Below are 10,791 nucleotides of genomic sequence, written 5' to 3'. Positions count from 1 at the left end.
CATCCTCTACCTCGCCTTCAAGATAGCAACGGCTCCGCCTCTGGCTGCGCGTACCGGCGGGGCCGCACTTCCCACGGTTCTTGGGTGGGTTTCTTCTGGCCGTCGCGAACCCTAAAGCCTATGTGGCGATTGCCGCTGTGTTCGCCGGCACGTCGTCCGCCGGTGAGCTTGATGCAAGCCTCAAGCTGGCGGTCCTCGCCCCGATGATCGTCGCCATCCATGCCCTTTGGCTTCTCGCCGGGGCAGCGTTTGCGCGCTTCCTGCGCAAACCGCTGGCCTCGCGGATCATCAATCTGACGTTCGCGGCGACGCTGGTTTTGACGACGGCACTGGCTGTGATTCCCTAGGATATTATCGGCCAGGCTGCAGTTCAGGCCGAGGTATCGGAGGCCAGCTCGCTCAGCCGCTTCACCGCCGTCGGCGGCATAGGCGGCGGGTTCGGCGCATTGGAGGCCTCGACGAGCAGCTGGTCGCAGGCGGCTTCCGTCTCACCGATCAGCCGTTCCATGAATTCCTGCTTGTCCAACCCGGGTGGGATCGGCGGCAGGAAGCGGGCCTTGATCGTGCCGGGATAGCGCAGGAATTTCCGGCGCGGCCAGTAGAGGCCGGCGACATGGGCGACCGGCACCACCGGAATGCCAAGCTGCGCATAGATCTCGACGATGCCGTATTTATAGGCCGGCTCGTCGCCCGGCGCTCGGCGCGTACCCTCGGGATAGATGATCAGCTGGCGGGGATTGCGGGCCAGCTCCTGTTTGGTCGCGGCGACGACTGCCTTCAATGCTTTCGAGCGGCTGCCGCGGTCGACCGGGATCATCCGCATTTTCAAGATGTACCAGCCGAAGAACGGGATCCAGGTCAGTTCCCGCTTCAGGATGTAGATCGGATCCTGCAGGAGGGGGAAAAAGGCAATCGCATCCCAGAAGGATTGATGCTTGGGCGCCAGGATGAAGGAGCCTTCGGGCAGGTTTTCCTGGCCGGTGATCTCGCTTTTGGTACCGGCGATCTTGTCGTAAAGCCACATGCTTGTGCGCGACCAGAATTTCGGCACGAACCAGGCGCGGTGGCGCGGTGACAGGAAATAGTACGGGGTCCAGAGGATCATCTGGACGATCAGATTGACATAGAAGACGAAGTTGAACGCCAGCGAGCGGATAAGGAGCATGGGGGAAGTGCCCGGTGAGGAGGTGTGCGTTGGTTACACCAAGCGCGGGCAAAAAGGAAACGATGCGAAATCGATCCGACTTGACCCGCTATCCGTTCGTCAGGCCTGCCAGGTCGCTTGCATCAGCCGCTTCTTCAGGCGAGGGGCGGCGAAATCGACGAACGCACGCAGTTTCACCGGCAGCAGACCCTGGCCGGCATGCACGAGACTGACCGGCCATGGCTGCGGCTCGAATGCCTCCAGCACGGTGCAGAGTGTGCCCGCCCGCACCGCAGCTGTGATCTGGTAGGAAAGCACCCTCGTCAACCCGACGCCGGCAATCGCGGCGTCGACCGCCGCTTCCGCGGTGTTGACCCGAAGCCGTGAGCGGATCGGAACGGCGAGCTCGGTCTTGCCGGTGGCAAAAGTCCATGCGGCGGGAGCGGTGAGCCCCTCGAAGGTGATGCAGTTATGTGCCGCGAGGTCTCTCGGGGTCTCCGGCATACCGTGCTCAGCCAGATAGGCCGGGCTCGCGCAAACGACGCGCCGGATCGAGCCGATGCGGGTGGCCACCAGGCTCGAGTCGGGAAGCTCGCCGATGCGGACGGCGAGATCGATATGCTCCTCGCTCAACTGGGTTATCCGGTCCGCGAGCATCAGGCGGATAGTCACGTCAGGGTAGGCGGCGAGGAAGCCGGTGACTACCGGCAGCACATGCAGGCGGCCAAAGACGATCGGTGCGGTGATGATCAGTTCGCCCGTCGCGGCGCTGTATTCGCCGGCGGCGGCCCGCTCGGCCTCGCCGACCTCGTCGAGAATGCGACGGCAGGCCGCCAGGTAGGCGTGACCCGCGTCGGTCAGCGTCAGCTGCCGCGTCGAGCGGTTCAGGAGACGCGTCTTCAGATGCCGCTCCAGGTCGGAGACCTTGCGGCTGACCGTTGCAAGTGGGATGCCGAAACGGCGTCCGGCGGCCGAAAGGCTGCCGGCCTCCACCGCGGCGACGAAAAGCGACATGGCCTCGAGGCGATCCATGGTTCTCCCGAAAAATGGAAGGATTGGTTGCATCTATGCCATCTGCATCCGGAGGATGGAAGGCCTTATTTTTTGCTGACTACGGCTCGCAGCTCTGCCTGCAAAGGAGGTTCCATGAATGCTCACGCCTTCACCAGCGATGTTGCCTTTACGCCGACCGTCAAGGCGATCCAGGCCCGCAAAGGCTCACGCGTGGCCTATGCCCGCGTCGAGGAGCGCGGCGGCTGGCAAGCTGATATCACGGCCGATCTCGCCGCCTTCATCGAGGCGCAGACCAGCGTCTTTCTGTCAACGGCCAATGGTGACGGCCAGCCCTACATCCAGCATCGCGGCGGGCCGGCCGGCTTCCTCAAGGTGCTCGACGAGCGGACGATCGGCTTCACGGATTTCTCCGGCAACAGGCAATTCATCACCCAGGGCAATCTGGACGACAACCCCCGCGCATTCCTGTTCCTGATCGACTATGCGCACCGACAGCGCATCAAGATCTGGGGCAGCGCGCGTGTCGTCGAGGACGACGCAGAACTGATGGCGAAGCTGATGCCGGAAGGCTACAAGGCCCGCCCCGAACAAATCATCCTGTTCACGGTTTCGGCTTGGGACTCCAATTGCCCGCAGCATATTCCGCAACGGTTCGAAGCTGCCGACGTCGCGGCGGCGCTGGCCGAGCGGGACAAGCGTATCGAACGTCTCGAACAGGAGATCGCGCGCCTGCGCAGCGCCTCATGCGCCACGGTCAAGGAATGATATAGGTCAGTTCGGCGCAGCAGCCTCGGCCAGCGCGATGCCGGTTGGCGTTGGTTTCACCGGCACGATGCCGCGCGCCAGCGCCAGCAGATATTTGTTATATTCGGTGAACAGCACGCGCAGCGCCCTGGGCTTGGTCAGCCAGCCGCCATTGCCAAGGTTGCTGTTGACAACCGGATAGGGCTCGAGCTTGGCCTTGTGGAGCAGCCGGCCCATTTCCAGCAGGCTGCGCGGCATGTGATAGTTGTTGGTGACGAGGATCACGGTGCCATAGGCGTGATCTTCCACCCACTTGGCACTTTCCTCGGCATTTCCGATCGTGTCGAGCGCGGCGCGGTCGATATCGACGCAGCAGGAAAACAATTTCTTGTCGCCGCGGGTCGCGACCTGAAGCTGGCGGCGGCTGGCGGAAGGATGCACGCCGCTGATCAGCAGCCGCTCGCCCTTGCCGGACGCCAGCAGACCCATAGCGGCGTCGAGACGCGAATGGCCGCCGGTCAGCACGATGATGGCATCGGCTTTTGCCGGATTGATAGGCGTCGCGAGACGGCTGACAGTGTTGGCGAACCAGCCGAAGCCGCCGGCAAACAGCGTTGCCAGCACGAGCAGAAAGAAAGCGGAGATGCGCAATGCGCCCGCCAATCGGCCGGGCGTGACGCGCTCGCTGGATGGCCCAATCACCAAGGGTAACTGTCCAGCCGTTCCGGTCGACTCGCGCGCGTCCATCGTCTCTATCGTTAACCCCGAAATGCGGCGTTTAGTAGGTGGAAGAGCACACATTACGTTACGCTAATTCTCTATTCGTGATCACCCCGCGTCCGGCTGGCGGACATCGATGTCGCTGAGATAGGTGACGACGGTGACATGGGAGGTTGCCGCAGTCAGCGCACCGATGACCTGCACCATGAGGACGACCCCGAGATAGCCCGCCGAACCGATAGCGAAATTACCGAACAAGGCGGTCGCCTGATCGGCCTCCGGCGTTGCCATGTTGCGCGACGACCACCATGAGAAGACGATGAAGACGAGCACCGCCGCCGCACCCCCGGCGGCTGCGCCCTTCATGCCGGTGACCAGGAAGTGGTGGCGGAATTCGCGCGCGATGAAGCGCGCTTCGGCGCCGACGAAATGCAGCACTTCGATGATGTGGCCGTTGCCGGCCATGGCGCCGCGCGTTGCGAACACCACGGTCAGCACGGTTGCCGACAGCATCAGCGCCAGCACGGCAATGCCGATTGTCACCGTGGTACGGGCCATGGCCACCAGCCGGTCGACCCAGGTGCGATGGTCGTCAAGTGCTGCGCTGGGGAGCTTCGGCGTGATCGCGGCGCGCATTGCGGCGAAGTCGGGCGGGTTGTTCTCGTCTATGGTGACGATGATCAGACGCGGCACCGGGAGCTCGTCGATGTTGAGACCCGAACCCAGCCACGGCTCCAGTAGCCGCGCCGTGGCATCGCGGTCGACGATCCTGGCGCTCTTCACGCCAGGAAATTCACCGGCGATCTGGGAGGCCTGGGCAAGTGCTGCCTCCATGTCGAGGCCATCTACCGGCTTGATCTGGATGGTCGCCTCGCGTGATATCTGGTTCTCCCAGACCGAGGCGGTGTCTCGCACCAGCGTCACTGCGCCGAAGGTCAGGCAGGAGAGGAAAGTCATGATGGCAATGACCAGGACCAGTGCCCGGCCGGCGATGTTCTGCGCCGGCACGATCGGCGCCATCTTGCGCTGAGCGCGCTGCGTCGTCGCAGCCTTACCGGCGTGCTGGTCTTCGGCATGGTGAACGGAAAGGTCAGTCATAGATATCCAGCCTTCCGCCGGCCAGGATCATGCGCCGTGCGTCGACCTGTTCCATCAGGCCGAGGTCGTGCGTTGCAATCACCACCGCAGTGCCCAGCCGGTTGAGTTCGATGAACAGCCGCAACAGGCGTCGCGCCAGCGGGGGATCGACATTGCCGGTCGGCTCGTCGGCAAGCAGGATCTCGGGCTGCTCGATCAGCGCCCTGGCAATTGCGGCGCGCTGCTTCTCGCCACCCGACAGCACCGGCGGCAGCACATGCATGCGCTCGCCAAGGCCGACCCATTTCAGTAATTCGGTCACGTCGGTGCGGTAGCTCGCCTCCTCTCGCCCGCGCACGCGCAGCGGCAAGGCCACATTTTCATAGGTCGTCATGTGGTCGAGCAGGCGAAAGTCCTGGAACACCACGCCGATTCGCCGCCGCAGATGCGGCAGCTCGGTGCGCGAGATGCGCGAGCGGTCCTTGCCGAAGATGGTGATCAGCCCGCGCGTCGGCTTGAGCGACATGAACAAAAGCCGCAGCAGCGTCGTCTTGCCGGCGCCCGAAGGGCCGCTCAGGAACTGGAAGGAGCGCTCCGGTATATGCAAGGAAATGTCGCGGAGGATTTCCGGACCCATGCCATAGCGGAGGCCGACATTTTCGAAGCGGATCACGTTCGACGACCTGAAACTTGCGGCGGCGACGAGCCAGCCTTCTCTGAGAAGAGACCATCGGCCGGCATGGTTAACCCGGGGTTAATTCGGAGGTTTTTTAGGCGCGTCACAAGGGTTCCGGTCGGGAAGCGTTAACCATTTCCGTTTACGCAAAAGAAACGAAGACTAACAAGTGCCGTAGTGCTGGGGCCGTGATGGCTGACGATCGAACCGCGCGCCCGGTTTCCGGCGAATTCATGACCGATTCGGCCGCAAATCCTGCGCCGGAACGCATCTTGCGTGATCCAGCCGCCGACGTCGTCGATGCCGACTTCGAGGTGCTGCCGCGCCTCACCACCAGCATGGACCTTTCACCGCCGCTTTCGCGGGTGATCGCCACGCCATCGCTCGAAGGCATGGACATGTTGCGCAAGCCGAAAGCCGCGATGGAACGGCTGCGGGCGTCGCGCGGCGGGCCGATCTTCTGGATCGCCGGCCTCAGCGTGGCGTTTGCAGCCTTCTGGATCTCGGGCGGGCACGCGCTGGTGCGCCAGGCGCCGCTTCTTCTCGCGGCACAGGAGACGGGCGCTGCACTCACCATTTCAGGCGTTACGTCGCGTATCGATGCGTCCGGGCCGGAATCTGTCCTGTTCGTCGGTGGCGAGGCCGCGAATGACGGTGCCAGCCCGTTGCCATTGCCGCCGCTGGAAATCCGGGTCACCGGCAATGACAGGCGCACAACCCGCTATACGCTGGAGACATTCAACCGTTCGCTGGCGCCCGGCGAAAGATTTGGCTTTTCCAGCCGGCTCGACGTGCCTAGAAACGGGGTCAAGACCGTCTCGGTCACCTTCGCCAATTAGGGGCGATCATTTCTGGAAAGGCGGCTAATGCCAATCGTGCGTGGCAAGAATATCGAGGTCTTGTTTTCGGCGTCGGCGATTGCCCGGCGCAATCTGGAGCTCGCCAAGGAGATCGCTGGGCACGATTATCAGGACCTTCTGGTGATTTCGGTGCTGAAAGGATCGTTCATCTTCGCCGCCGATCTTATCCGCGCCATGCACGATGTCGGCCTGTCGCCCGAGGTCGAGTTCATCTTCATTTCCAGCTACGGCGCCGGTACCACCAGCGGCGAAGTGAGGGTGCTGCGTGACATCGACAATGAAGTCACCGGCCGCGACGTGCTGTTGATCGACGACATTCTCGAATCCGGCAAGACGCTGTCCTTCACCCGCGACCTGATGCTGTCGCGCGGCGCCAAAAGCTGCGCCATCGCCGTGCTGCTCGACAAGCGCATGCGCCGCCAGACTGCGCTCAACGCCAACTATGTCGGCTTCGACTGCCCCGACTATTTCGTCGTCGGCTACGGCATGGATGTCGCCCACGCGTTTCGCGAATTGCCGTTTGTCGGCGTCGTCAAGGGCGACGCATAGATTTATCTTCGATGCCGTTTGCGGTTCAGGAAAAGTCAACTTTTCCCCGCCAAACATTCCGCTATGGCAAAGCTCCTGATCGTCGAGGACGATGATTCCGTCCGCACCCTCGCCGGCCGCGCGCTCGAACGCGCCGGGCATATGATCGACATCGCCGCCGACGGCGCGCAAGGGCTTGCCCTGATCCGCGCAGCACGTGGCGGCTATGACCTTGTCGTTTCCGATATCCGGATGCCGGAAATGGACGGCATCCAAATGGCCAAATCGGCGGCGTCGCTTTTTCCGGCGATGAAGATCTTGCTGATGACCGGCTATGCCGACCAGCGCGAGCGCGCCGAGGAATTGAACGGTGTCATTGTGGACGTCGTGCAAAAGCCGTTCACGCTGGCCGAAATCCGCGCGCGTGTCGAACAGGCGCTCGCCTGTTTTGCCTAGCGGCCAAAGCCTGATTGCAGTCAGGCCGGATCGCAGGTTGCCGCGATTGCCGGCGTGCTGCCCCGGCGCCGACTGGAATGGAGCGCGAACAGACCGGCGCCGATGATCAGGGCGGCGCCGATGACGGTGGTTGATCGCGGCACTTCGGCAAAGAACAGGAAACCCCACAGCGGCGACCAGATGATGCCGGTGTATTCGAAGGTGGCGACGCTGTTGGCGGGCGCCAGCCGATAGGCCTGCGACAACAGGATCATCCCGGCCGAAGCGACGAAGCCGCAGGCGGCCATCGTCAGAAAATCGATCCGCGTCGGCCAGATCCATGGCCTGACCAGGAATTCGAGGCTCGGATGCGTGGCATGAGCTATTCCTGCCAGCCAGAACAGCACGGCGACCGCTGCAGCGCCCACGAGGTAGACGCCGTTTTGATAGAACGCCATGACCGTGGATGATTCGGTGTCGCCGATCTTGCGGGCCATCAACTGCGAAAACCCGTACAGCACCGCCGACGCCAGCGACAGCAGTGCCGCCCAGTCGAACAGCCCGGCACCGGGCCGCAGCATTACCAGCACGCCCAGCATCCCGACCATGACGGTGACCAGCGTCTGCCACGCCACCCGTTCGCCGAGATAAGGGCCGGCAAGAACCATGATGAACAGCGGCGCCATGAAATAGAGCGCCACCGCGTCGGCAAGCGGAAGGGCGGCGATCGCCAGATAGTAGACCGTGTAGGAGGTGAACAGGATGAAGGCGCGCGTCGTCAGCATGCGAAATCGCTTTGAAAAGATCGCCCGGAGCCCGACATCGGCATGAACCAGCACGAGAAGAATGGGCAGGGCGACGATCGAGCGGATCGCCATCACCTCGGTCACCGGATAGGTGCCCGACACGGCCTTGATCAGCGGATCCTGGAGCGAGAACACCAGAACGCCGAGGCAAAGGCTTGCCATGCCGAGAACGATCCGGTTCTGCATGTCGTTCGACGGCTCCTTGCAGTGCGGCCCGGAACCGGGCCTGCGTTCGGGGTAAAAAGAACCCGCCACCGTTTCGGGCAGCGGGTACGAGTGAGGACTCTATATTGGTCCGCAGCCGATTTCGCAGCCGCATATCCAATGGGTGAAGCGACTATTATCCGCCGTTTGACATGTTGCAAACGAATTGGAATGATACCTGCAATCAGAATTTCTTATGGCGGACAAATGAAGCCCACGCTCGACAGCGATCTGCTGCGCACCTTCGTAGCGGTTGCCGATACCGGCAATTTCACCAAGGCAGCGGAGCAGGCCGGCCGTACCCAATCGGCGGTTTCGATGCAGATGAAGAAGCTCGAAGATGTGCTCGGCGACAGTCTGTTCGAGCGCGGCTCGCGCGGTGTGGCGCTGACGCGACGCGGCGCCGAACTCATCGTCAACGCCCGCCGGATCGTGTCGCTGCTGGACGAGACGGCGGCCTCGATGGTCGCGGCGCCGCTTGGCGGGCCGGTGCGCATCGGCATTCCAGAAGAATATGGCCACGCGATCCTGTCGCGCGCGCTCGGCGCTTTTGCCAAGCGCCATCCTCAGGTCGACATCACCGTCCGCTACGCGCATTCGGGTGCGCAGATCGCGGCGCTCGCCGCCGGCGACCTCGATCTGGCGGTGGTGTTCGAGTGGCAGGACCTCTCCGGCGGAGAGGTGCTGATGCATGATCCGACCGTATGGGTAACGTCGGAGCTGCATCACATGCATGAGGAGCGACCGGTGCCGATCGCGCTCTACAACCGTGCCGGCTGGTGCAAGGATTTCGCGATCAAGTCGCTGGAGCAGCGCGGTCTCGCCTATCGTGTCGCTTATACTAGCGACACCAATGGCGGCCTGCGGCTCGCCGTCACCTCCGGGCTGGCGATCGCGCCGATCTCGCGCAGCAACATCCCGGCCGGCTGCCGCGAACTTACGGCCGCGGATGGGTTCGGCGACATCGATTCCTCGAACGTGGTGCTGCGCCGCAATCCGAACGCTTCCGGCGAGGCCATCGACGGCATGGAAGAGGCGATCCGCGAGGCGTTCACCAACCGCTAGAGCGGAGCGGCTTTACTTCAGCTCCAGCAGCCGCTCCAGATAGCTGCGCTCGATATCGGGGCTGAGCGCGTTGCCGAGCCGCTTGCGGATCGCTTCTAGGATCTGGCGGGCGCGCTGCACGTCGATTTCGTCCGGCACCTTCACCGAATCGCCGAAGTCAGGGCCCTCGGTGGCGCGTGGCCGGCCAAGCGGATCGCGGTCGGCATTCTGCTGGCGGCCGCCCCGCTCGCCGTCGCCCTCGTCGCCCTGCATGGCCTGCAATTGCTTCATCATGTCCTTGGCGCCCCTGCGCAACGCTTCCAGCGCGCGGCCCTGGTGACCGACGGCCTGGTCGCCATCGCTGTCGCCAAGCGCCTGTTCGGCATTGCCCATGGATTTGCCGGCCTCGCCAAACCCTTCATTGGGCTCGAGACCCATGCCTTCGAGACCTTTTCTCAGCTGGTCGAGGTCGCCTTGCAGCTTGCCCTGGCCTTCCTGCAACCGCTTCAGCGCGTCGGCGAACTCCTGCGGCGTCATTGGCCGGCCGAGCGGATCGCGGTCTTCACCTGGGCCGGGCTGCTCGCCCATTTGGCCCTGCTCACCGTTCTCGCCGAGCTGCTCGTCGCGATTCTGCCCGCGCTGTTGCTGGCCGCGCTGCATCTGGTCCATGCGGAACGTCTCGTTCATCATCTCCTGCTGGCGCCGCATGATCTCGCCGAGCTTGTCCATCTGCTGGCGCATTTCACTGTTCTGCTGGCCGCCCTGCTGCTGACGTCCGGCCTGCAGATTGTTCATCATGTCCTGCAGTTGCGAAAGCAATTGTTGCGCGCTGTCGCGATCGCCTGATTTCGCCAGGTTTTCGATCTGGTCCATCATGCGTTCGATGTCGCTCTGGCGCAGTTCCTGGCCGTTCTGCTGCATCTGCGGCGCGTTCGGATTCTGCTGCGCACGCTGGGCGAATTCCTGCAGGAACTGGTTCATCGCCTCGCGCAGTTCCTTCATCGCCTTGTCGATTTCCTCGTCGCTGGCGCCGTTCTTGATCGCGTCCTGCAGCGCCTGCTGCGCCTGGCGCAGCCGCCGCTCGGCCTCCGAAAGATTGCCTTCCTCGATGCCGAGCGCGATCTCCCACAGATAGGCGACCTCGTCGCGCAGCTTGTCGTCGCTGTCAGCCATCTTCAACCGGGTGCGGGCGCTCATGATGGCGAGGTAGTGCGCCATGTTGTCGAACGTATCTTCGGGCCTGAGCGTGATCGCGTCCATCAGGTCGAGCACGCGGCTCTTGGAGTTGGCGTCGAGCGCCAGAACGCGGCGCTGCTCGATCACGGCCCTCGCCAGCGGGTTGGAGAAAGGCCGCTCCGGCATCACCAGCGTCTTAATCTCGCTGGTTGCCGTATGTCCGGCGTCGTCGGTGGCGACAAGCGTGAGCTTGATGTTGCCGCCGGCCCAGACATGCTCGGTCAGGTCCTTCGTGGTCTTGGCGGCGTTCCCCTTGGCGCCGCGGCGCGGCAGCGTCAGCGGCATTTCAGGCGGGCCATAGAG

General features: G+C 63.4%; 12 protein-coding genes and 1 pseudogene. 6 read left to right on the top strand and 7 right to left on the bottom strand.

Features of this window, described 5'->3' with window-relative positions; translation table 11 throughout:
• Positions 1 to 347: pseudogene (locus EOA85_RS16490) on the top strand (LysE family transporter); the annotation flags it as partial.
• Positions 348 to 370: 23 nt separating this feature from the next.
• Here EOA85_RS16490 and EOA85_RS16485 read toward each other — a convergent pair.
• Both EOA85_RS16485 and EOA85_RS16480 read right to left on the bottom strand, forming a co-directional pair.
• Complete coding sequence (locus tag EOA85_RS16485) at positions 371 to 1,165, bottom strand: 1-acyl-sn-glycerol-3-phosphate acyltransferase (RefSeq protein ID WP_029348612.1); 795 nt, start codon at positions 1,163 to 1,165, stop codon at positions 371 to 373.
• A 99-nt stretch (positions 1,166 to 1,264) separates the two neighbouring features.
• Positions 1,265 to 2,176 carry a LysR family transcriptional regulator gene (locus EOA85_RS16480; protein ID WP_127210402.1) on the bottom strand — a complete coding sequence of 304 codons (912 nt, stop codon included), beginning with the start codon at positions 2,174 to 2,176 and terminating at the stop codon, positions 1,265 to 1,267.
• A 114-nt stretch (positions 2,177 to 2,290) separates the two neighbouring features.
• Here EOA85_RS16480 and EOA85_RS16475 point away from each other — a divergent pair, with 114 nt between their 5' ends.
• Complete coding sequence (locus EOA85_RS16475; protein ID WP_095517808.1) at positions 2,291 to 2,923, top strand: pyridoxamine 5'-phosphate oxidase family protein; 633 nt, start codon at positions 2,291 to 2,293, stop codon at positions 2,921 to 2,923.
• A gap of 6 nt (positions 2,924 to 2,929) precedes the next feature.
• Here the strand turns inward: EOA85_RS16475 and EOA85_RS16470 are convergent, their stop codons facing one another.
• From EOA85_RS16470 to ftsE, 3 genes are all read right to left on the bottom strand, one after another.
• Positions 2,930 to 3,649: a YdcF family protein gene (locus EOA85_RS16470; protein WP_127210400.1), complete on the bottom strand. Its 720-nt coding sequence runs from the start codon at positions 3,647 to 3,649 to the stop codon at positions 2,930 to 2,932.
• Positions 3,650 to 3,730: 81 nt separating this feature from the next.
• The gene (locus tag EOA85_RS16465; protein ID WP_127210398.1) at positions 3,731 to 4,720 is read right to left on the bottom strand and encodes an ABC transporter permease; all 990 of its coding nucleotides are present in this window, start codon (positions 4,718 to 4,720) and stop codon (positions 3,731 to 3,733) included.
• Positions 4,713 to 5,372, bottom strand: a complete 660-nt coding sequence (ftsE, locus tag EOA85_RS16460; protein WP_010911739.1) for a cell division ATP-binding protein FtsE — start codon at positions 5,370 to 5,372, stop codon at positions 4,713 to 4,715. The genes EOA85_RS16465 and ftsE overlap by 8 nt, the downstream gene beginning before the upstream one ends.
• A 191-nt stretch (positions 5,373 to 5,563) precedes the next feature.
• Between ftsE and EOA85_RS16455 the strand changes: the two genes are divergently transcribed.
• The 3 genes from EOA85_RS16455 to EOA85_RS16445 all read left to right on the top strand — a co-directional run bounded on the left by EOA85_RS16455 (position 5,564) and on the right by EOA85_RS16445 (position 7,219).
• Positions 5,564 to 6,214 (top strand): hypothetical protein, encoded by a 651-nt coding sequence (locus EOA85_RS16455; RefSeq protein ID WP_127210396.1) that lies wholly within the window; start codon positions 5,564 to 5,566, stop codon positions 6,212 to 6,214.
• Positions 6,215 to 6,241: 27 nt separating this feature from the next.
• Positions 6,242 to 6,784 carry a hypoxanthine phosphoribosyltransferase gene (hpt, locus tag EOA85_RS16450; protein WP_127210394.1) on the top strand — a complete coding sequence of 181 codons (543 nt, stop codon included), beginning with the start codon at positions 6,242 to 6,244 and terminating at the stop codon, positions 6,782 to 6,784.
• A gap of 63 nt (positions 6,785 to 6,847) precedes the next feature.
• Entirely contained in the window at positions 6,848 to 7,219 is a 372-nt protein-coding gene (locus tag EOA85_RS16445) for a response regulator (RefSeq protein WP_127210392.1), read from the top strand.
• A 20-nt stretch (positions 7,220 to 7,239) separates the two neighbouring features.
• On the opposite strand, the gene EOA85_RS16440 is transcribed toward EOA85_RS16445, so the two are convergent.
• Positions 7,240 to 8,190 carry a DMT family transporter gene (locus EOA85_RS16440; RefSeq protein WP_127210390.1) on the bottom strand — a complete coding sequence of 317 codons (951 nt, stop codon included), beginning with the start codon at positions 8,188 to 8,190 and terminating at the stop codon, positions 7,240 to 7,242.
• Between the two features lie 225 nt (positions 8,191 to 8,415).
• On the opposite strand from EOA85_RS16440, the gene EOA85_RS16435 reads away from it, so the two are divergent.
• On the top strand, positions 8,416 to 9,273 hold the full coding sequence (locus EOA85_RS16435) for a LysR substrate-binding domain-containing protein (RefSeq protein WP_127210388.1): 858 nt from the start codon (positions 8,416 to 8,418) through the stop codon (positions 9,271 to 9,273).
• Positions 9,274 to 9,285: 12 nt separating this feature from the next.
• Here EOA85_RS16435 and EOA85_RS16430 read toward each other — a convergent pair.
• The coding region (locus tag EOA85_RS16430) for a TIGR02302 family protein (RefSeq protein ID WP_127210386.1) at positions 9,286 to 10,791 on the bottom strand (1,506 nt) is incomplete at its 5' end.

It is taken from the genome of Mesorhizobium sp. M5C.F.Ca.IN.020.29.1.1 (assembly GCF_003997375.1).
Classification (GTDB): domain Bacteria; phylum Pseudomonadota; class Alphaproteobacteria; order Rhizobiales; family Rhizobiaceae; genus Mesorhizobium; species Mesorhizobium wenxiniae.
Note: the sequence above shows the minus strand (reverse complement) of the source record. Positions and strands in the feature narration are given on the sequence as shown.

Bases quoted from the DNA above. Each gene is read 5' to 3' on its own strand.
- EOA85_RS16435 (WP_127210388.1), top strand. From the start codon at position 8,416: ATGAAGCCCACGCTCGACAGCGATCTGCTGCGCACCTTCGTAGCGGTT.
- EOA85_RS16465 (WP_127210398.1), bottom strand. From the start codon at position 4,720: ATGACTGACCTTTCCGTTCACCATGCCGAAGACCAGCACGCCGGTAAG.
- EOA85_RS16485 (WP_029348612.1), bottom strand. From the start codon at position 1,165: ATGCTCCTTATCCGCTCGCTGGCGTTCAACTTCGTCTTCTATGTCAAT.
- EOA85_RS16470 (WP_127210400.1), bottom strand. From the start codon at position 3,649: ATGGACGCGCGCGAGTCGACCGGAACGGCTGGACAGTTACCCTTGGTG.
- EOA85_RS16445 (WP_127210392.1), top strand. From the start codon at position 6,848: ATGGCAAAGCTCCTGATCGTCGAGGACGATGATTCCGTCCGCACCCTC.
- EOA85_RS16480 (WP_127210402.1), bottom strand. From the start codon at position 2,176: ATGGATCGCCTCGAGGCCATGTCGCTTTTCGTCGCCGCGGTGGAGGCC.
- hpt (WP_127210394.1), top strand. From the start codon at position 6,242: ATGCCAATCGTGCGTGGCAAGAATATCGAGGTCTTGTTTTCGGCGTCG.
- EOA85_RS16475 (WP_095517808.1), top strand. From the start codon at position 2,291: ATGAATGCTCACGCCTTCACCAGCGATGTTGCCTTTACGCCGACCGTC.
- EOA85_RS16440 (WP_127210390.1), bottom strand. From the start codon at position 8,190: ATGCAGAACCGGATCGTTCTCGGCATGGCAAGCCTTTGCCTCGGCGTT.